17 protein-coding genes and 1 tRNA gene are annotated in these 20,626 nt (G+C 68.9%); 15 read left to right on the top strand and 3 right to left on the bottom strand.

From position 1 onward, the window contains the following. Positions 1 to 569 precede the first annotated feature (569 nt). On the bottom strand, positions 570 to 1,007 hold the full coding sequence (locus CEP50_RS04680; protein ID WP_106112678.1) for an NUDIX hydrolase: 438 nt from the start codon (positions 1,005 to 1,007) through the stop codon (positions 570 to 572). 66 nt (positions 1,008 to 1,073) lie between these two features. Here CEP50_RS04680 and CEP50_RS04675 point away from each other — a divergent pair, with 66 nt between their 5' ends. From CEP50_RS04675 to CEP50_RS04660, 4 genes are all read left to right on the top strand, one after another. Next, positions 1,074 to 1,850 carry a GntR family transcriptional regulator gene (locus CEP50_RS04675; RefSeq protein ID WP_106112677.1) on the top strand — a complete coding sequence of 259 codons (777 nt, stop codon included), beginning with the start codon at positions 1,074 to 1,076 and terminating at the stop codon, positions 1,848 to 1,850. Between the two features lie 105 nt (positions 1,851 to 1,955). Then, positions 1,956 to 2,369: a hypothetical protein gene (locus tag CEP50_RS04670; protein ID WP_146134738.1), complete on the top strand. Its 414-nt coding sequence runs from the start codon at positions 1,956 to 1,958 to the stop codon at positions 2,367 to 2,369. A gap of 16 nt (positions 2,370 to 2,385) precedes the next feature. Further along, positions 2,386 to 3,771, top strand: a complete 1,386-nt coding sequence (locus CEP50_RS20740; protein ID WP_308729359.1) for a replication initiator — start codon at positions 2,386 to 2,388, stop codon at positions 3,769 to 3,771. Then, positions 3,764 to 4,888 (top strand): tyrosine-type recombinase/integrase, encoded by a 1,125-nt coding sequence (locus CEP50_RS04660; protein WP_106112675.1) that lies wholly within the window; start codon positions 3,764 to 3,766, stop codon positions 4,886 to 4,888. The genes CEP50_RS20740 and CEP50_RS04660 overlap by 8 nt, the downstream gene beginning before the upstream one ends. Before the next feature lie 33 nt (positions 4,889 to 4,921). On the opposite strand, the gene CEP50_RS04655 is transcribed toward CEP50_RS04660, so the two are convergent. Then, positions 4,922 to 4,994 (bottom strand) — tRNA-Arg (locus CEP50_RS04655). Positions 4,995 to 5,276: 282 nt separating this feature from the next. Here CEP50_RS04655 and argS point away from each other — a divergent pair. From argS to prmC, 9 genes are all read left to right on the top strand, one after another. Beyond that, positions 5,277 to 6,938 carry an arginine--tRNA ligase gene (argS, locus tag CEP50_RS04650; protein ID WP_106112674.1) on the top strand — a complete coding sequence of 554 codons (1,662 nt, stop codon included), beginning with the start codon at positions 5,277 to 5,279 and terminating at the stop codon, positions 6,936 to 6,938. A gap of 12 nt (positions 6,939 to 6,950) precedes the next feature. After that, positions 6,951 to 8,366: a diaminopimelate decarboxylase gene (gene lysA, locus CEP50_RS04645; protein WP_106112673.1), complete on the top strand. Its 1,416-nt coding sequence runs from the start codon at positions 6,951 to 6,953 to the stop codon at positions 8,364 to 8,366. Then, complete coding sequence (locus tag CEP50_RS04640; protein ID WP_106112672.1) at positions 8,367 to 9,671, top strand: homoserine dehydrogenase; 1,305 nt, start codon at positions 8,367 to 8,369, stop codon at positions 9,669 to 9,671. After that, positions 9,668 to 10,759, top strand: coding sequence for a threonine synthase (gene thrC / locus CEP50_RS04635; RefSeq protein WP_106112671.1), 1,092 nt, complete (start codon positions 9,668 to 9,670; stop codon positions 10,757 to 10,759). Before CEP50_RS04640 ends, thrC begins: the two co-directional genes overlap by 4 nt. An 8-nt stretch (positions 10,760 to 10,767) precedes the next feature. Continuing rightward, complete coding sequence (gene thrB / locus CEP50_RS04630) at positions 10,768 to 11,679, top strand: homoserine kinase (RefSeq protein ID WP_106112741.1); 912 nt, start codon at positions 10,768 to 10,770, stop codon at positions 11,677 to 11,679. A gap of 946 nt (positions 11,680 to 12,625) precedes the next feature. Beyond that, positions 12,626 to 14,572, top strand: coding sequence for a transcription termination factor Rho (gene rho, locus CEP50_RS04625; protein ID WP_106112670.1), 1,947 nt, complete (start codon positions 12,626 to 12,628; stop codon positions 14,570 to 14,572). Between the two features lie 344 nt (positions 14,573 to 14,916). Continuing rightward, positions 14,917 to 15,147: a 50S ribosomal protein L31 gene (rpmE, locus tag CEP50_RS04620; RefSeq protein ID WP_019855233.1), complete on the top strand. Its 231-nt coding sequence runs from the start codon at positions 14,917 to 14,919 to the stop codon at positions 15,145 to 15,147. 253 nt (positions 15,148 to 15,400) lie between these two features. Beyond that, positions 15,401 to 16,471, top strand: a complete 1,071-nt coding sequence (gene prfA / locus CEP50_RS04615; protein ID WP_106112740.1) for a peptide chain release factor 1 — start codon at positions 15,401 to 15,403, stop codon at positions 16,469 to 16,471. Positions 16,472 to 16,478: 7 nt separating this feature from the next. Then, positions 16,479 to 17,465 carry a peptide chain release factor N(5)-glutamine methyltransferase gene (gene prmC / locus CEP50_RS04610; RefSeq protein WP_106112669.1) on the top strand — a complete coding sequence of 329 codons (987 nt, stop codon included), beginning with the start codon at positions 16,479 to 16,481 and terminating at the stop codon, positions 17,463 to 17,465. Here prmC and CEP50_RS04605 read toward each other — a convergent pair. Continuing rightward, positions 17,436 to 18,302 (bottom strand): alpha/beta fold hydrolase, encoded by an 867-nt coding sequence (locus tag CEP50_RS04605; protein ID WP_106112739.1) that lies wholly within the window; start codon positions 18,300 to 18,302, stop codon positions 17,436 to 17,438. The two genes, prmC and CEP50_RS04605, sit on opposite strands and share 30 nt — an antisense overlap. Positions 18,303 to 18,504: 202 nt before the next feature. Between CEP50_RS04605 and CEP50_RS04600 the strand changes: the two genes are divergently transcribed. Continuing rightward, complete coding sequence (locus CEP50_RS04600; protein ID WP_106112738.1) at positions 18,505 to 19,155, top strand: L-threonylcarbamoyladenylate synthase; 651 nt, start codon at positions 18,505 to 18,507, stop codon at positions 19,153 to 19,155. A 315-nt stretch (positions 19,156 to 19,470) separates the two neighbouring features. Continuing rightward, on the top strand, positions 19,471 to 20,610 hold the full coding sequence (locus tag CEP50_RS04595) for a glycosyltransferase family 4 protein (protein WP_106112668.1): 1,140 nt from the start codon (positions 19,471 to 19,473) through the stop codon (positions 20,608 to 20,610). Positions 20,611 to 20,626: the final 16 nt, after the last annotated feature.

The raw sequence follows: 20,626 nt of genomic DNA, 5'->3' as shown, positions 1-20,626 counted from the left end.
GTGTGGTGCGGGTTGGTTGTCGTCGTTTGTCGTCGCTGATCGGTGGCGTGTGCCCCGGATGTGCCCCACAGGGGAACCGCTGATGGCGGTGGAGTGCGCCCCGCCAGACCCCTCCCTCATCCGACACCCAGCCGCCTTCAGCGGGCAAGCCGGTTAGTCAAGAGTGCCCGACCCCGTGCTCACCGCATCGTGGCGATGGGAGCCGATCGACTCTCTTGACTCACCGGATTGACCGCCATCCTCCAACGGCGGATGAGGGAGGGGTCGCCCACGATGCCAGGGCGCACGGATGCGCGTTCCCCGTTCACGTTCGGCGGCCCCTGCCGTGGTGTTCGGCCGCCTGCCTTCCGCTTCGCGTCCGGGGATGCCGCCCGCCCACCGCTTCCGCGGTCGGCCGCCGGCGCCGGGACCGGCGCCAGCCGCACGCCCGGCGTCGGCCTGGCCGACCGCACCAGACAAGCGGGCGGGCGGCTCTCCCCCGGACGCACCAGGCAAGCAGGCAGGCGGCCCCGGCAGGGGCCGCCCTTGATCCTGTAGAGAAATTCTGAACACGAGCTCTGCGTCGGGCTTCATGCGGGCAGTGACTGAGTCACGGTTACACCGTCGTGGTTGCGGACCGGTGGGATGTCAGTAAAGGCGTCCGTGACGCGTATGGCATAGACTTCGTCCATTTTGCTTAGAGCCTCGTTGAGCTCGAACCACCCGGCATGGGTGCTTTCGTCGGTGGGATGAGGTGTTCCCGACAGAGGGCGGCAACGGAATACGAGAGCGATGATTCCCCGGGAAAGATTTTTGTACGTGCCGCTCAGGCGTTCGACTTCGACGGATACGCCGGTTTCTTCGAGAACTTCGCGTTTCACTCCGTCCTCGAAGGTTTCTTCGAGTTCGAGGACGCCACCCGGAGCTTCCCAACGTCCGTTGTCCCGACGTTGGATCAAAAGGACTTGATCGTCCTCGTTGATCACTATGCCAGCCACGCTGACAGAGTGCTTTGGCATGTCCGGCATGGCGGCCTCCCGAAAAACGTTTCCGACGTGTATAGTAACACTTGTTTGGACGTCTGGAGGTGTGTCATGCAACTGGGTACGATCGATCGCACAAGCGATCGTCCTCCCTCCAAGCAGATCGCTGACGACCTCCGGGGCCTGATCCAGTCCTCCCGCCTGGTCGCCGGGGAGCAACTTCCCTCCGAGGCGAAGTTGATGGATCACTACGGTGTAGCCCGCATGACAGCACGCCAGGCGTTGCAGGAGCTCAAAAGCGAAGGCCTGGTTGTCTCGGAGCACGGCCGCGGAGTCTTCGTACGTCGCACGGTTCCCGTTCGACGGTTGGCCTCCGACCGGTTCGCACGCCGCTACCGGGATCAGGGAAAGGCCGCATTTCTGGCCGAAGCCGAAAAATCCGGGGCCACTCCCTCGGTGGACAGTATCCAAGTCACCGAAGATTATCCGGATGTCGAAGTTCAACAACGTTTGCGGGTTCCCGAAGACGAGATTGTTATCGTTCGCTCTCGTCGTTATCTGTCCGACGGTATTCCGGTGGAGACCGCTGTTTCGTACATACCCGGAGACATCGGAAAAGGAACGAAGATAGCGGAAATGGACACCGGTCCGGGTGGTATCTATGCCCGCATTGAAGACGCCGGACACACTCTTGAACATTTCACCGAGGAAGTAACCGCTCGTATGCCCACAGAGCGGGAGCGTGACCAATTGCAGTTGGGTACCTCGGTGCCGATCATGCGTGTGGTTCGTACCGCATACGACTTTCAGGGACGGGCTGTCGAGGTGTGTGACACGATCAAGGCAGCCCCTGCTTTCGTCCTGGAGTACGACTTCCCCGCACGCTAAGTTGCTTCACCCGAACAGAGCAGGCTAGACAGGTTGAAAGCTTGTCTAGAGGTGTGTATCGTAGAACTTACCTAGACAACTAGAGTTCACTAGCTGGAGGTCATCGTGACTGCTGTTGTGGATGTTTCTGCTGGTGTGGGTTCGGTGTTCACGCCGGAGCAGGTGGAAGCGTTGACAGGTTTTCGGTTCACGGACGGGTTGGGGCTGACCGGTCGGGCGTTGTGCGACTCGTCGTTTCGGAAGTTGCCGGAGTTTGCTCGGGACGTGGTGACGGAGCGGCTGGGGCTGCGGCCTGGTCAGTGGGATGCCTTGAGCGGCCGGCGTGAGGTGCTGGCAATCACGGGGGTTGGCCGGTGGGATCTTCCGGTGTGGTTGCCATGTGTGCGGCGTCAGTTGACCGGGGCCGTGCGGGGCGGCTGGGTCTGCGGGGACTGTGACGGCTCGTGTGCCCAGGTGGACTGGGACGGCTCGATCACCGGAACGGTGGGGGCGGCGGCATTGTGCTTCTGCCTGGTGTGACCGGTCGGTCGTGGTGATGCTGGTCATGGCGGAGAAAACTAGTCGGGCGGCTCGGCCTGGTGCGTTGGTGTCGGGTCTGCCGGGTGAGGATGAGCGGTTCACGAACGCGTTGCGCAACACGGATATGGCTGCCTTGCGTCAGCGGGTGCGGTCGGTGCGGGGGTGTGCGCGTCCGGTGTGGTTGTCCGGCTCGTGGTCGGCGCAGCGGTTCGATGGCACGGCGGTGGCCGAGTATGCGGGGCGGATCGCGGTGGCCTGCGGGAACCGGCGGGTGGCGGTGTGTGAGTCGTGCGCGGCACGGTATGCCGGGGATGCGTATCAGTTGGTCAAGGCTGGGCTCTCCGGCGGTAAAGGGGTGCCGGAAGCTACCGCTGAGCATCGGCGGGCATTTGTCACGCTGACCGCTCCCTCGTTCGGGCCGGTGCACACCCGGCCGACGTCGCCCCGCGGGATACCGCGTTCGTGCCGGTGCGGGGTCACGCATTCCGAGCACGATCCTGTGTTGGGCACCGCGCTGGATCCGGACTCCTACGACTACACCGGGGCGGTGTTGTTCAACGCCTACGCGGGCGCGTTGTGGCACCGGTTCCGGATGATGCTGGCGCGGCTGGTCGCCGCTGCGGTCGGGGTCAGAGTCTCGCGAGCCAGTGAGGTGTTCCGGCTGTCGTACGCGAAGGTGGCCGAGTACCAGCGGCGCGGGCTGGTGCACTTCCACGCGGTGATCCGGCTGGACGGGCCGGCTGGTCCGGGAGATCCCGCCCCGGTCGGGGTCGATGAGCAGACGTTGCGGGAACTGGTCCTCGTCGCCGCTCGGCGGGTCGCGGTGCCGGTCGAGCCCACCGAGCATCACGCGGGCTACACACTGCGGTGGGGCGAACAGATCCAAGTGGACTCCATCGAGCCCACCGCGCCCGACGGGGCCGAGGGGCAACGGCTGCACGATCGGCGGGTGGCGAGCTACATCGCCAAGTACGCCACCAAAGGCACCGAGACCACCTCGGGCGCGGATGTGCGTATCCGCAGCGAAGCCCATATTTCCCACCTGGAGGTCTCCGAGCATCACCGGGCGATGATCCGCACCGCCTGGCGGATCGGACACCGCCGGTGGGCACACATGCTCGGCTTCGGCGGGCACTTCCTGACCAAGTCCCAGTACTACTCGACCACCTTCACCGAACTTCGCCACGTGCGGGCCCAGCACCAACGCAGCGCGCACCTGGCCGAGCTCGGCATCGCCGACACCGAGGCGATCGAATTGGTCAGTGATTGGAGTTTCGTCGGCATCGGCTGGGCCAACGCCGCCCAACGCGAACTCGCCCAAGCCATCAGCCACCGCCACGGCCACGCCCAACGCACCTACGACACTGCCCGAACCGACATCGACGGGAGCGAGCATGGCTGACATCGATGACCGGTGGCACCGCACCGGCCCGGACGGGACCAAACACCGCACAGACCGGTACGGGCAAGGAGCGCGGTGGCTGCTGCGCTGGCGTGATCCGGACGGTAAACAGCGTAAGAAGAGCTTTCGTCGTAAAGCCGACGCCGAAGCCTACGCCGCCACCGTCGAACACGGGATACGCTCCGGCTCCTACATCGACCCCAACGCCGGAAAGATTCTCGTTGACGAGTGGGCCAAGAAGTGGCTCGATGCTCAAGCGCATTTGGCGGCTTCGACGTATGCCCGTTACGAGACTGCGGTCAACACCCACATCCTGCCGAAGTGGGGCAATGTCTATCTCTCGTCGGTCAAGCACGCCGACGTGCAGCAGTGGGTGTCGAGTTTGGCCTCGTCCTTGTCAGGAACCTCGGTGGCGAAGGTCCACCGGGTGTTCTCGCTGATGCTCGGGTGGGCTGTGCGGGACGGCCGGCTGGCTCGCAATCCCGCTGAGGACATCCGGCTTCCGCGACCGTCGCCCTCGGAACATCGTTACCTTGACCACGCTCAGGTCGCCAAGTTGGCGGACCGGTGCGGCTCTTACGGGCTCATCGTGCGGTTTTTGGCCTACACCGGCTTGCGGTGGGGCGAGTTGGCGGCGTTGACGGTGGGCCGGGTGGATCTGAAGCGACGTCGGGTGCACGTGGCCGAGTCGGTCACCGAGGTCAACGGCGAACTCGTGTGGGGCACACCCAAGACGCATGAGCGCCGTTCGGTGCCGCTGCCGCGGTTCCTGGTCGAGGAGTTGGCGAGTCGGGTCAACGGTCGTCCCTCGGACGCGCTACTTTTCACGGCTCCGCAGGGTGGAGTTCTGCGGGTGCGCAACTTCCGCCGTGCGGTGTTCGACGCTGCCGTTCGCGAGGTCGGACCGAAGGGATTCCACCCGCACGAGTTGAGGCACACTGCGGCATCACTGGCGATCGCTTCCGGTGCGGACGTGAAGCTCGTCCAACAGATGCTCGGGCACAAGACCGCCACGATGACGCTGGACCTCTACGGGCACCTGTTCCCGGATCGGCTCAACGAGATCGCCGACCGGATGGACTCGGCCGTACGTGCCCCAAATGTGCCCCAAGAGTAATCTCGGGAGGGTGTGTACCCCTTCTGACCTGTGCGCCCTCGGCAGGACTCGAACCTGCGACACCCGCCTCCGGAGGGCGGTGCTCTATCCGCTGAGCTACGAGGGCGTGCCCGTTGTGAGCTGACATCAGTCTAGCCCACCGGTTCGCCGCCCGAACCGAGGGGGTGGGGTGCGGATCTTTTCGGAGCGCACCGGCCTTGCTCCGCCTCCTTCTCCCGCCGGGGTGCGGACCCGGTCCGACAGCCCCGTCTCACCGGCGTGATCCCGCGCGAACCTACCCCGGAGTTTCCCAGATTCTGGAAAGGGCGGTGCTTCGTGGGCGCGCGGGGAGCGCTTCCGGTGGCACCCGCTGGCTAACCAGCGGGATTGCTTTTTTAGACTGCATCGGGTGACACCAGCAGCGCTTGCCGAACTCGTCCGAACGACCGCCGTAGACGTGCTGTCCGCCCGAGGGGTGGACACCTCGGTGCTGCCGGAGACGGTCACGGTCGAGCGACCCCGCAACCCCGAGCACGGCGACTACGCCACCAACCTCGCCATGCAGGTCGGCAAACGGGCCGGGGTCGCCCCGCGCGAACTGGCCGGTTGGTTGGCCGAGTCCCTGGCGGAGCGCGACGAGATCTCCTCGGCCGAGGTGGCCGGACCGGGCTTCCTGAACCTGCGCCTGGCCGCCGACGCGCAGGGAGCCATCGTCCGCGACGTGCTCACCAAGGCGGAGGAGTTCGGATCCGGCGACCTCTACGCGGGGCTGCGGGTGAACCTGGAGTTCGTCTCCGCCAACCCCACCGGCCCCATCCATCTCGGCGGCACCCGCTGGGCCGCCGTGGGGGACGCGCTCGGGCGCATCCTGCGCGCCCAGGGCGCGGAGGTCACCCGCGAGTACTACTTCAACGACGCCGGCGCCCAGATCGACCGGTTCGTGCGTTCGCTGGTGGCCGCCGCGCGGGGTGAGGAGATCCCCGAGGACGGCTACGGCGGCGAGTACGTCGCCGAGATCGCCTCCGAGGTCCTCCGGCGTGAGCCGGGTGCCCTGGACCTTCCCGAGACCGAGCGTGACGAGGTGTTCCGCCGCACCGGCGTCGGCCTGATGTTCGACGAGATCAAGCGCAGTCTCCACGAGTTCCGCACCGACTTCGACGTGTTCTTCCACGAGGACTCGCTGCACGAGTCGGGCGCGGTCACCGAGTGCCTGGACCAGCTCAAGGAGTCCGGCAGCCTCTACCACGCGGAGGGGGCGTGGTGGCTGCGTTCCACCGAGTTCGGCGACGACAAGGACCGGGTGGTCGTCAAGAGCGACGGGGACCCCGCCTACATCGCCGGCGACATCGCCTACCTGCGGGACAAGCGCGAACGCGGTTTCCAGCTGTGCCTGTACATGCTGGGGGCCGACCACCACGGCTACATCCCGCGCCTGAAGGCGGCGGCCGCCGCGATGGGCGACGACCCGGACTCCGTCGAGGTGTTGATCGGGCAGCTGGTCAACCTCGTCCGCCACGGCGAACCCGTCCGCATGAGCAAACGCGCCGGAACCGTGGTGACGCTGGAGGACCTCGTCGAGGCGGTCGGCGTCGACGCGGCTCGGTACTCGCTGGTCCGCTCCTCGGTGGACTCGCCGGTGGACATCGACCTGGACCTGATCAGCAAGCACACCAACGAGAACCCGGTGTTCTACGTCCAGTACGCCCACGCCCGGCTGTCCTCGTTGCAGCGCAACGCCGCCTCCCTGGGGATCGTGCGGGGCGAGGTCACCGAGGCCGACCTGGGGCTGCTCACGCACGAGCGCGAGGGCGACCTCATTCGGACCCTCGGCGAGTTCCCCCGGGTGGTGCGTTCGGCCGCCGAGCTGCGCGAACCGCACCGCGTCGCCCGCTACCTGGAGGAGCTGGCCACCGCCTACCACCGGTTCTACGACTCCTGCCGTGTCCTGCAACCGGGCGACGACCAGGCCGGGCCGTTGACGGTCGCCCGGCTGCACCTGTGCGAGGCCGCCCGCCAGGTGCTCGCCAACGGGTTGTCCCTGCTCGGTGTCAGTGCCCCCCAACAGATGTAGAGGAGGCGCATCATGCGCGCCCATCCCGCGGGTCCGCGGCACGCGGACGTGCTCGTGCCGAGCTCCGGTCCCGCCGCTCCGTCCTCCGTGGAGGAGGTGAACCACCTGCATCCGGCGGTGTGGCCGCGCAACGCGGCCCGCCGGGCGGACGGGGTGACCACGCTGGCGGGCAACGACGTCCGCGAACTGGCCGAGCGCTACGGCACCCCCCTCTTCGTGTTGGACGAGGACGACTTCCGCTCCCGGTGCCGGGAGCACGCCGAGGCCTTCGGCGACCCGGCGGCGGTGCACTACGCCGCCAAGGCCTTCCTGTGCACCGAGGTGGCGCGCTGGATCAACGAGGAGGGACTCGGTCTCGACGTCTGCACCGGCGGTGAGCTGGGGGTGGCGCTGCGGGCCGGCTTCCCCCCGGAGCGGATCGCGATGCACGGCAACAACAAGTCCTCGGCCGAGCTGGCCGCCGCCCTGGACGCCGGCGTGGGCTCGGTGGTGCTCGACTCGTTCCACGAGATCGCGCGCTTGGAGCACCTGGCGGCCGAACGCGGCCTCCGGCAGTCGGTGATGATCCGGGTCACGGTGGGCGTGGAGGCGCACACCCACGAGTTCATCGCCACCGCCCACGAGGACCAGAAGTTCGGTTTCTCCCTCGCCTCGGGGGACGCGGCCGAGGCGGCCCGGCGGGTGCTGAAGTCCGACTCGCTGCACTTGGTCGGTCTGCACAGCCACATCGGTTCGCAGATCTTCGACGACGACGGCTTCGAACTCGCCGCCCACCGCGTTCTCGGACTGCTGGCCGAGCTGCGTGCCGAACACGGCCCGGAGGCGCTGGAGTCGGTGACGACGATCGACCTCGGAGGTGGGCAGGGCATCGCCTACAGCCCCGCCGACGATCCGCTTGCCCCCGCTACGCTGGCCGAGCGGCTGAACGAGGTCGTGCGCAGGGAGTGCGCCACCGCGGGCATCACGCCGCCGCGGATCGTGGTGGAACCGGGACGGGCGATCGCCGGGCCGGGTACCGTCACGCTCTACGAGGTGGGCACCATCAAGGACGTCGAGCTGGACGGCGGGGCCTCCCGCCGGTACGTCAGCGTCGACGGCGGAATGAGCGACAACATCCGGACCTCGCTCTACGACGCGGTTTACGACTGTCGTCTGGTCTCCCGCGCGGGGGAAGGGCCCGGAGTGCTGTCCCGCATCGTGGGCAAACACTGCGAATCCGGTGACGTGGTGGTGCGGGACAACTGGATGCCCGAGGATGTGGCCCCGGGCGACCTGGTCGCCGTGGCCGCCACGGGAGCCTACTGCTACGTGATGGCCAGTAACTACAACCGGCTCCCCAAACCCGCCGTGGTCGCGGTACGCGACGGCGAGTCGCGGTTGTTGCTGCGCAGGGAGACCGAGGACGACCTGCTTCGGCTGGAGGTGTGAGTGATCGAGGAGCGGCAACCGATCAGGGTGGCGCTGTTGGGGTGCGGCACGGTGGGCACCGAGGTGGTGCGCCTGCTGCACGAGTACCCCGCCGAGTACGCCGCCCGAACCGGTGCTCCGGTGCACGTCACCGGTGTGGCGGTGCGACGTCCCCACAAACACCCCGAGGTCCCGGAGCGGTTGTTGACCACCGACCCCGCGACCCTCGTGGAGGGCGACGCCGACGTGGTGGTGGAGCTGATCGGCGGCATCGAGCCCGCCCGTTCACTGCTGCTGCGGGCGCTGCGCGCGGGCAAGTCGGTGGTGACGGCGAACAAGGCGCTGCTGGCCGAACACGGCTCCGAGCTGTACGCGGCGGCCGACGAGAACGGCGCCGACATCTACTTCGAGGCGGCGGTGGCCGGGGCCATCCCGCTGCTGCGGCCGCTGCGGGAGTCCCTGGCCGGGGACCGCATCAACCGCGTCATGGGCATCGTCAACGGCACGAGCAACTACATCCTCTCCGCGATGGACGCCACCGGAGCGGGCTACGCCGAAACCCTGGAGGAGGCCGGGCGGCTCGGTTACGCCGAGGCCGACCCCACGGCGGACGTGGACGGTTTCGACGCCGCCTCCAAGGCGGCCATCCTCGCGTCGCTGGCCTTCCACACCCGGGTCACCGCCTCCGACGTCCACCGGGAGGGCATCTCCGGAGTGGGTGCCGGGGAGATCCAGGCCGCCCGCGCGCTGGACCGCACGGTCAAGCTGCTCGCCATCTGCGAGCGGGTGCTCGACGAGGACGGCACCGAAGCGGTCTCGGCACGGGTGCACCCGGCCATGATCCCCCGGGAGCACCCGCTGGCCGGGGTCTCCGGAGCGTTCAACGCCGTGTTCGTCGAGGCGGAGTCCGCCGGGCAGCTGATGTTCTACGGCCAGGGCGCCGGCGGCGCCCCCACGGCGAGCGCCGTGCTGGGGGATCTGGTGGCCGCGGCCAGGAACGTCGTGGTCTCCGGCAAGGGCCCCCGGGAGTCGGCCCACGCCCAGCTTCCGGCGCGTTCCATGGACCACACCCCGACGCGCTACCACATGAGCCTGGACGTCGCGGACAAGCCCGGAGTGCTGTCCCAGGTGGCCGCGACGTTCAACGAACACGACGTGAGTATCTCGGTGGTGCGCCAGGAAGGGCGCGGCGAGGACGCCAGCCTGGTGGTGGTGACCCACACCGCCAGCGACGCCGCGCTGCGCAGCACGGTGGAGAAGGTCGCGCAACTGCCCTCGGTGCACGAGGTCGTCAGCGTCATGCGGGTGGAAGGGGAACGGTCTTGACCTCGGAAACGTCTCTCGCCGCCGCGCGCCCCGGCCAGGGGTGGCCGGGGATCGTGGAGGCCTATCGCGACCGGGTGGCGGTTCCGGAGGGGGCCGAGGTGGTCACCCTGCAGGAGGGGAACACCCCGTTGGTGTTCGCCCCTTACCTGTCCGAACTGACCGGCTGCGAGGTCCACGTGAAGGTGGAGGGGGCCAACCCCACCGGATCCTTCAAGGACCGGGGGATGACCGTGGCGATGACCCACGCCAGGGCGGCGGGCATGCGTGCGGTGATCTGCGCCTCCACCGGCAACACCTCGGCGTCGGCCGCCGCCTACGCGGCCCGCGCGGGAATGGGTTCCGCCGTGCTGGTTCCCGAGGGCAAGATCGCCATGGGCAAGCTGGCCCAGGCCGTGGCGCACGGGGCGCGCATCCTGCAGGTGCGGGGCAGCTTCGACGACTGCCTCGAACTGGCCCGCAAGACGGCCGCGGCCTATCCGGTGACGCTGGTCAACTCGGTCAACCCGGTGCGTCTGATCGGCCAGAAGACGGCCGCCTTCGAGATCTGCGATGCCCTGGGCACCGCTCCCGACGTGCACTGCCTGCCGGTGGGCAACGCGGGCAACATCACCGCCTACTGGGCGGGCTACTCCGACTACCTCGCCGAGGGGCGCAGCGACCGGGCCCCGGCGATGTTCGGTTTCCAGGCGGAAGGGGCGGCCCCGTTGGTGCGGGGTGAGCCGGTCTCGGACCCGGAGACCGTGGCCACCGCCATCCGGGTGGGCAGCCCCGCCTCCTGGAACGGGGCCGTCACGGCCAGGGCGGAGTCGGGGGGACTGTTCTCGGCCGTCTCCGACGAGCGGATCCTGCGGGCCTACCGGCTGCTGGCCTCCCGGGAGGGGATCTTCGTGGAGCCGGCCTCGGCGGCGAGCGTCGCGGGACTGCTGGCCACCTCCGAGGAGGGAAGGCTGCCGGTGGGCTCCACCGTGGTGTGCACCGTCACCGGACACGGCCTCAAGGATCCGGACACCGCGCTGGCGGACATGGCCGAGGTGCGTTCGCTTCCGGTGGATCCCGAGGCGGTGGCGACGGCATTGGAGCTCGTGTGACGCGGGAGATGACGGGGACCCCGGAGCGGGTGCGGATCACCGTTCCGGCCTCCACCGCGAATCTCGGGGCGGGTTTCGACACGCTCGGGATGGCTCTGGGGTTGTACGACACCGTGGAGGTCGCCGCCGTGGACGGGCAGCCGGGCACGGCGCGTGTCGAGGTCACCGGCGCCGGGGAGGGTGCGGTTCCCACGGACGGTGAACACCTGGTCGTGCGGGTGCTGCACCGCACTCTCGACCGGTTGGGGGTGCGACCGCCCGCCGTGGAGATGCGGTGCGTCAACTCCGTGCCGCACGCGCGCGGACTCGGTTCCTCGGCCGCGGCCATCGTCGCCGGTGTCACGGCCGGTTACCACTTCGCCGGACACGATGTTCACTCCGAGCGCACACGCGCGGAGATGGTGGACGTGGCCGCCGCCGAGGAGGGGCACGCCGACAATGTGGCCGCGTGCCTGCTCGGTGGGTTGGTCATCGCGTTCACCGTGGAAAATCGTTATAGATCTGTTCGTCTGGAACCGCACCCGGAATTGGTTCCGGTGGTTCTCGTTCCCGAGTCCGAGTCGGCGACTCACACGATGAGGGGATTGTTGCCCGAAAGCGTTCCCCACGCGGACGCCGCGTTCACGGCGGGCCGGTCCGCCCTGGTGGTGCACGCGCTCACCCGCAGGCCCGACCTGCTCCACGTCGCCACGGAGGACCGCATCCACCAGGACTACCGGGAACCGGCCATGCCGCGAACCCTGGGACTGTTGCGCGCACTCCGGAATAACGGGGTCGCCGCCACCGTTTCGGGAGCGGGCCCCACCGTGTTGGCGCTGCCTCCGGCGGGGGATCTTCCTCCCGAGGTGGCCGTGGACGGTTTCGACGTACTGCGACCGGGGGTGGACAGGTCCGGTGTGCGGGTGCACACCGAGGGGTGAGCCCCACGGGCCGTGTCCTCCCGCCGCGAGTCCCGGTATCCCCCGTTGACCTGGTTCTCCTCCTGGAGGTCTCCCGGTGGCGGGGGTGGGCGCCGGGTGAGAGTCGAGTGGTATAAAGGGGGTGTCGGCATCGTGGTTGTCGAAACCTCGCTTCCGTCGGGACCGGCCCACGATTCGGCAGGGGATCCGGTAGGATCCCGACCGAGCAGGGGCGCTCCGCCGTGGGCGTGTCATGCTCTTGGTTGTTGCACCGGAGTGACTCGGCGTATACCCTCAAGGTCAATCAGTCACCGGGCGCATCGGCGCCGGTGCTCTGCCCGGGATTTCGTCCCGGGACGCATCCCTCGCTGTGAACCGACTGCGTCTTCCGGACGGAGAGCAGGACGGCGGGTAGCCGATCGCGGTGACCGAGTCAGGAGTTGTCAACTCAAGGGGTTCGTTTCGTCGAGTCGAACTTCACGTAGTTGCCGGTGTCGGACTGGGAGCTCTGGCGTTACGGATTGTGGTTCCGCACGGCATTCGCGAATAACTTCGGTGGCCACAGTGGAGACTGCGAGGTCCCGGCCACCGTGGTTGGCGGTCGCGCCGGGCCATTCTCCGGGCGTGTGCTGCCGGTTCCGTCGACATCGGTCGTTTCGGTGGGTCCGGTAACGGTCAGGCAGTGAGGCATGCATCCACGAGTGGTGAGCGAACACGGTCAAGATCAACCCGGTAGGTGGTCGTCATGCCGTGGACGGGTGATATCACCAGGGGTGCGCGAGTCAGGCGCCTCCGCTGCCCGGTGCTGCCGGATTTCGAGTGGGTGCCGACACCACGCGCGCCGGGTGTCCTCGTCGAGTTCATTCGACACAGGGGCCGGTAGCACTACAAGGCCGCTCGTGTTCGCAGCGAGCGGGGAATCCGCTGGGCCGCGTAGGAGGCGCGGATCCGGTCAGGAAGGACATTCGTGAGCAACACCGATCTGTTGAGCAGCGAGACGGCCAACGGCGTCTCCCCTTCCGGCGGGCAGGAGTCCGAGTCGTCACAACAGGCAGCTTCCGGTTCGGGGGCCAACGGCAACACACGTCGTCGGGGCGGCCTGTCCGGAATGGTGCTGGCCGAACTACGGCAGCTCGCCGGCGAATTGGGGATCGACACCACAGGCCTGCGCAAGGGCGATCTGATCGCCGCGATCAAGGAACGTCAGGGAAACTCGGCAGCCCGCTCGTCGGACTCGTCCGCGAACTCGCAGCCGACTCTTGACCAGCAGGCTGAGCAGGAGCCCAAGAGCCGGGACAAGGGGGCGGCCCCCCAGGGGCAGAACGCCGGGGAGAAGTCCGGCACGGCCTCCGCCGACTCGGCGCCTTCCGGCACGGACTCCTCCGCCCCGAGCACCGAGGGAACCTCCGGCTCCGAACGGCGTTCGAACGGCTCCGCCCCGAACCGGGGCGGTTCGCGCCGATCCGGGGACGGATCCGGTGAGGACGGACGCCGGGGGAACCGGCGTCGCCGCTCCTCGGGACGTTCCGGCGGTCAGCAGGACCAGAACTCGGACGACCGGGGCGACCGTTCCGACTCCCAACGCGGTGGTGACGGCGGCGGTGACCGGCAGGACAACCGCAGGGACAACCGCACCGACTCCAACCGGGGGGACAACGGCAACAACTCGCGGCAGCAGGAGGACGAGGAACGCGGCGGACGACGCAGCCGGCGCTTCCGCGACCGGCGGCGCAACCGCGGTCGCGGGGACAACGAGCCGGAGGTCCGCGAGGACGACGTGCTGCTGCCGGTCGCCGGCATCCTCGACGTGCTGGAGAACTACGCCTTCGTCCGCACCTCGGGGTACCTGGCCGGGCCGAACGACGTGTACGTCTCGTTGTCGCTGGTCCGCAAGTACGGTCTGCGGCGAGGTGACGCCATCAAGGGTGTGGTGCGCCAGCCCCGGGAGGGCGAGCAGCAGCGGCAGAAGTTCAACCCCCTGGTGCGGGTCGACGCCATCAACGGCCTGGAGCCGGAGGCGGCCAAGCGCCGCGCCGAGTTCCACAAGCTGACGCCGCTGTACCCCAACGAGCGGTTGCGGCTGGAGACCGAACCGCAGAACATCACCAGCCGGGTCATCGACCTGGTCATGCCCGTCGGCAAGGGGCAGCGCGCGCTCATCGTCTCCCCGCCGAAGGCGGGCAAGACCATGGTGTTGCAGTCGATCGCCAACTCGATCACCGTCAACAACCCCGAGTGCCACCTCATGGTCGTTCTCGCCGACGAGCGGCCGGAGGAGGTCACCGACATGCAGCGTTCGGTGAAGGGCGAGGTGATCGCCTCCACGTTCGACCGTCCGCCGTCCGACCACACCACCGTCGCCGAGTTGTCCATCGAACGGGCCAAGAGGTTGGTCGAGATGGGCCACGACGTGGTGGTGCTGCTGGATTCGATCACCAGGCTGGGCCGTGCCTACAACCTCTCGGCACCCGCTTCGGGACGCATCCTGTCGGGTGGTGTGGACTCCACCGCGCTGTACCCGCCGAAGCGTTTCCTCGGTGCGGCCCGCAACATCGAGAACGGTGGTTCGCTGACCATCTTCGCCACCGCGCTGGTGGAGACCGGATCCACCATGGACACGGTCATCTTCGAGGAGTTCAAGGGCACCGGCAACGCCGAGCTCAAGCTGGACCGCAAGCTGGCGAACAAGCAGCTGTTCCCCGCCGTGGACGTCGACAGCTCCAGCACCCGCCGGGACGAGCTGCTGATGTCCTCGGACGAGTTGGCCGTGCACCACAAGCTGCGCCGGGTGCTCGCGGCGCTGGACAGCCAACAGGCCCTGGAGCTGGTGCAGGACAGGCTGCGCAAGACCCGTACCAACATCGAGTTCCTCACCCAGGTGGCCAAGACCACCCCGGGCAAGGAGGAGGAGTGACCGGTCTCCCCGGTGGGCCGCCGGGCCTCCGGGGACCGGTGTTGTTCCCTTCCGCCGGTGAGGGTGGCACCCGGAGTGCCTCCGGGAACGCGGCGGTGGCCCACCGTGCCGGAGCGGGTTCGGCTCTCCCGGAAGGGAGCTCGCTTCCGGCGTGCGGGTGACCGGCGTCGTGAGTGCCGCGTGGCCGTCACGGTGCCGGATCCTGCAGGCCGCCGCCGGAATACCGGGTGCCCACCCTGCGTTGCAGGTCAGCCGTCTCGGTCTGGCAGAATCGAGACCCGTTCCGGTGCCGGTTCACCTCCGGGACACCGCGAGGACCCGGTGCCACGAGGAGAGGATTGAGCATGAAGAGCGGCATTCACCCCGAGTACGTGGAAACGCAGGTGACCTGCGACTGCGGTAACACGTTCACCACGCGGAGCACCAGGACGGACGGGCACATCCACGTCGAGGTTTGCTCCAACTGCCACCCGTTCTACACGGGCAAGCAGAAGATCCTGGACACCGGCGGTCGTGTCGCCAAGTTCGAGGCTCGCTACGGTCGTCGTCCGCAGAACGCCCGCACCAAGAAGTGAACCGAGTCCACGGCGCCCGCCTTCCCGGAAGGCGGGCGCCGTTCTCGGCTCCCGTCGTGGGACCGGCGACGATGAACGCGCCGGGAGGTGGTGGTTTTCCGGCCCCCCGTCCGGGAGGCCACCTCCCCGGAGCCGGTGTGGCTCGTTCCCGACGCGGGGCGGTGGTCCCGGCCGGACTCCCTCGGAGCACCACCCGTGGGATCCGCCCGTGGCGGGGATCCGTGTCGGACTCGTAGTGAAAGTGGGGAGCACCGTGGAGACGTCGAGGCTCGAGGAGTTGCTCGCCGAGTACACCGAGCTGGAGGGACGGCTCGCGGACCCGGAGGTGCACGCCGACCAGGCTCAGGCGCGCAAGCTCGGTAAACGGCACGCCGAGCTGACACCCATCGTGCGCACGGCGCGGGAGCTGGACCAGGCCCGGTCCGATCTCTCCACGGCCAGGGAACTGGCCGGTGAGGATCCGGGACTGGCTCAGGAGGCCCAGCAGCTCGAACACCGGATTCCCGAGCTGGAGGACAGGCTGGCGGAGCTGTTGGCTCCCCGCGACCCCCGGGACGGTTCGGACGTGGTGCTCGAAGTGAAGTCCGGCGAGGGCGGGGAGGAGTCCGCCCTGTTCGCCGGCGACCTGCTGCGGATGTATCTGCGCTACGCCGAACGGCAGGGCTGGCATGCCGAGATCCTCGGGGCGACCGAGTCCGAGCTCGGCGGTTACAAGGACGTCATCGTCACCGTGAAGTCCAAAGGGGAGCCCGGCCTGGAGGGGGTCTGGGCCCAGCTCAAGTTCGAGGGGGGTGTGCATCGCGTCCAACGGGTCCCCGTCACCGAGTCCCAGGGGCGGGTGCACACCTCCGCCGCCGGGGTGCTGGTGTATCCCGAACCGGAGGAGGTCGAGGTGGAGGTCGACGAGAAGGACCTGCGCATCGACGTGCACCGTTCCTCCGGCCCCGGTGGGCAGAGCGTGAACACCACGGACTCGGCGGTGCGGATCACCCACCTTCCCACGGGGATCGTGGTGGCCTGCCAGAACGAGAAGTCCCAGTTGCAGAACAAGACACGGGCCATCCAGGTGCTGCGGGCCAGGTTGCAGGCCATGGCCGAGGAGGAGGCCGAGCGGGAGGTGGCCGAGACCCGGCGCAGCCAGGTACGCACCGTGGACCGTTCGGAGCGGGTACGCACCTACAACTTCCCCGAGAACCGCATCTCGGACCACCGGATCAACTTCAAGGCCTACAATCTGGACCACGTGTTGGACGGAGAGCTCGACGCGGTGCTCGGGGCGCTGCGGGAGGCGGACCGCCGTGAGCGGATGGCGAACGGAGGATGAGTCCCGCATGACCGCCGGTACCGGCGCCGGGACGGAGTGCTCGGGCGCGGGAGCTTCGGGAGCCCGGGATGCGCCCGTACACGGCAGCCCGCTGCGCCCGGCGATCCTGGAGGGGGAACGTGTCCTCGACGCCGCCGGCGTGCCCTCCGCCCGCGCCGAGGTCGAGATGTTGGCCGCCCACCTGCTCGGGACCGAACGCACCGGGCTGGTGATGTTCCCGAGGGTGGAGCCCTTCGTGCTCGACTCCCTCGGCGAGCTGGTCCGGCGTCGTGCCGAGCGGGTGCCGCTGCAACACCTGACCGGCACAGCGATCCTGGGCGGGGTGACTCTCGCCGTGGGGCCGGGGGTGTTCGTGCCGCGTCCGGAGACCGAGTGGCTGCTGGAACGGGGACTGCGCTGGTTGCGGGACCGCCGGGATCCGGTGGTGGTCGACCTGTGTACCGGATCCGGTGCGCTCGCCCTGGCGCTGGCGCACGAGCGCCCGGACGCGCGGGTGTTCGCCGTGGACAACGACCGGGCGGCCCTGGAGTGGGCGCACCACAACGCCGCTCTCCGCCGGGAGCTCGGTGACACCCCGATCGAGGTGATCGCCGGGGACGTCACCGATCCGGACCTGTTGGCCGAGCGCGCGGGAAGCGCGGACCTCGTCGTGTGCAACCCCCCTTATGTCCCGGAGGGAACTCCCGTGCCCCCCGAGGTCGGTGAGCACGACCCGCACGGGGCCGTCTTCGCCGGAGGGGACGGTCTGGAGCTGGTTCCGCACGTCGTGGCCCGCGCGGAAGGGCTGCTGCGCCCGGGCGGGCTGCTGGGCGTGGAGCACGACGAGACGCACGGTGGCGCGGTGGCCGCTCTGATGCGTCGGCGGCCCACGCTGGCCGGTGTGGAGACGCACCCGGACCTGACGGGGCGGCCGAGGTTCGCCACCGCCGTCCTCTCCGGGGAGACGGACTCGGCCGGGACGGGCTCAGCCCAGGCGGTTGACGAACTCGCGTAGCACCCCGTTGAACTCGCCGGGCTTTTCCCGGTGACACCAGTGACCGGCCTCCCGGATCACCCGCAGGTCGCATCCGGGAATCGCCCGTGCCGCCTTCTCGGCCGTGGCCAGGGGGATCCACGAGTCGTGTTCCCCGTGCACGAGCACGGTGGGGCAGCGCAGCCCGTGTACTCCGGGCAGGTGGTTGACGCGCATGTGGCCGCTGCCCACGGCCTCGGAGTACCAGCCGCAGAGCAGGCCGGCGCGTTCGCGCAGTTCGGCGTGCAGCTCGGTCAACAGCTGTTCCCGGTCGAACAGCCGGTTCGGGTCGTGCAGCAGCCTGCGCGCGAGAAGCCCGCAGAACTCACGGCGGAGCGCGAGCAGCCTGCTCGCCGTCCAGTCCGGAAACCGGGCGCGGGTCCGCAGGTAGGTACCCAGCTGGTGGGGGAGGCTGTGTCGCAGTCCCTCACAGCCGGTCAACACGAGTCCGCGCACCCGCTCGGGGTGGCGCAGGGCGAATCCCGCCGCCGCGCTGCCGCCCACGGAGCTGCCGACCAGCACCGCCCGGGAGATCCCCCAGCTGTCGAGCAGCCAGCGCAGCACCTCCTCCAGGGTGCGTTGTCCGAGGGCACCCGACCACTGTTTGCTCCCCCCGTGCCCGGGCAGGTCGGGCAGGTACACCCGGTGGTCCACGGACAGCGGGGCGATGGTGTGTCGCCAGCTGATCAGCGCGTTGTCGACGCCCCCGCCGTGCAGCAGCACGACGGCCGGGCCGGTGTCACCGGCGCGGTGGTAGCGAACGGTTCCGGCCGGGAACCCGAGGTGCTCGGTGTGGACATCCTGCGCTGGGACGGTCATCGTTGGTCCTTCCGGGGAACCCGCGTTGCCGACGGTTCGTTCCGTTTCCTGCCGGCCCGCGTCCCCGCGGGCCGGGGCCGGACTGCTCCGGTGGGAGGGACCGGCGTGGTGCCGGCTTCCGATCACCGTGCACATGGTGCCCGAGGGGGTTCGGCAGTACCACTCGCACCCGTGGCGAGTCGGCGTGCCAGGATGTGGTTTCGTGAGCACGCTCTACGATTGCAGCGACCCGGAGAGCAGGCAGGCCGGACTGAACAGGGCCGCGAGCACGGTACGCGGTGGGGGCCTGGTGGTCCTGCCCACGGACACGGTGTACGGGATCGGGGCGGACGCGTTCGACCCGGAAGCGGTGCGCGCCTTGCTCTCGGCGAAGGGACGGGGACCCGACATGCCGGTTCCGGTGCTGGTCGGGTCGTGGCAGACGGTGGACGGGCTGGTGATGTCCGTTCCCCGCCAGGCGCGGGCGCTCATCGAGGCGTTCTGGCCCGGTGGGTTGTCGTTGGTGCTGCCGCAGGCTCCCTCGTTGTCCTGGGACCTGGGGGAGACCCGGGGCACGGTGAACCTGCGGATGCCGTTGCACCCCGTGGCGCTGGACCTGTTGCGCGAGGTCGGCCCCATGGCCGTGTCGAGCGCCAACACCACGGGTAATCCTCCCGCCGCCACGGCGCAGCAGGCCAGGGAGCAGCTGGGGGAGTCGGTGTCCGTCTATCTGGACGGTGGTCCCACCGGAGAGCCCGTCGCCTCCACCATCGTGGATCTGACCGGTGACCAACCGCGTGTGCTGCGGGAAGGGGCGGTCAGTCGGGCGGAGCTGGCGGAGGAACTGGGCGTCGAGCCGGTCTCCGGGGACTGACGCGGTCCCGGGGTTCCGCCGGTGGCGGTTCGTCCGTTGGTCCCTCCGAGAGAGGGCGTGCTACTCCGTTCGGGCGGGCCGCATCCGTCACGGTGTCGATACCGACCCGTTCTCCCGGCGGATTGCTCGCTCGATAGCGTGAACGACCGGGTGTGGACCGTGCACGAGGCGTCCGTGGTCGAACACGCTGCCGCCGCGCCCCTTCCGATGCCCCCTTGTCTCCGAGAGTGTCGAGGAGTCGAACCGTGACTGTGCTGCCGTACGAGCCGGACCCCGTCGCGCCGTTCCCGTCCGCGCGGAACTGAGGCGAGGGCCATGGACACCGTTCCAGCCTGGGCACCCGCCGGGGTGCCGGCACGGGAGTACCTGCTGGTCGCGCTCACCGCCGCGGCGGTGACCTTCCTGCTCACCGGGGCGGTCAGACTGCTGGCCCTGCGCCTCGGAGCGGTCGCGCACCCCAGGAACCGTGACGTGCATCGCACTCCGATCCCCCGGATGGGGGGAGTGGCGATGTACGCGGGAGTGCTCGGGGGGATGTTCCTGGCGGGCAACCTTCCGGCGCTCTCCCGGGGATTCGACTACTCGAACGACGCGCTGGCCGTGGTCATAGCCGGTGGACTCATCACACTGGTCGGGGCGCTGGACGACCGCTTCGAGCTGGACTCCTGGACGAAGCTGGCGGGGCAGGTCACAGCGGCCGGCATTCTCGTGCTGATGGGGTTGCAGTGGTACATGCTGCCCGGTGGGCAGAGCGGGGACTCCGGCTCGGTGCTGGTGCTCAGCGGGAACCAGGGCCAGCTGTTGGCCGTGGTGCTGACCGTGGCCATGGTCAACGCCATGAACTTCGTGGACGGGCTGGACGGGCTGGCCTCGGGCATCGGCCTGATCGCGGCCAGCGCCACCTGCGCCTTCTGCCTGGGACTGCTCAGTGACCAGGGCGGTGACGTGACCGCCTACCCCCCGGCGTTGATCGCCGCCACCATCGCGGGTGCCTGCCTGGGCTTTCTGCCCTACAACTTCCAGCCCGCCCGGATCTTCATGGGCGACTCCGGTTCGATGCTGATCGGCCTGATGCTGGCTTCGGCGAGCACCACGGCGGCGGGCAAGATGAACCCGACGAGCCTGGACGCCTTCGGACTGTTCGCGCCGCTGCTGGTGGTGGCAGCAGTGCTGTTCGTGCCGCTGCTCGACCTGAGCCTGGCGGTCGTCCGGCGGACCAGGGCGGGCAAGAGCCCGTTCCACGCGGACAAGATGCACCTGCACCACCGGCTGCTGGAGTTGGGCCACTCCCAGCGGCGTGCGGTGCTGTTGATCTACCTCTGGGCCGGGGTGGTGGCCTTCGGCGCCGTGTCGCTCACGCTCGTCGAGGATGTGGCCCTGGTGGCGTGGGCTGTCGCGTTCGCGGTGCTCGTGGCGGGTATCGTGTCCGCGATACCCCGAATGAGGACCAGATAGTTCTTTCTGGTGGGAG

Origin of the sequence: Actinopolyspora mortivallis, from assembly GCF_003001495.1 — a bacterium.
Taxonomy (GTDB): Bacteria; Actinomycetota; Actinomycetes; order Mycobacteriales; family Pseudonocardiaceae; genus Actinopolyspora; species Actinopolyspora mortivallis_A.
The sequence above is the reverse complement of the archived record's forward strand: the minus strand, read 5'-3'. Positions and strand labels throughout refer to the sequence as shown.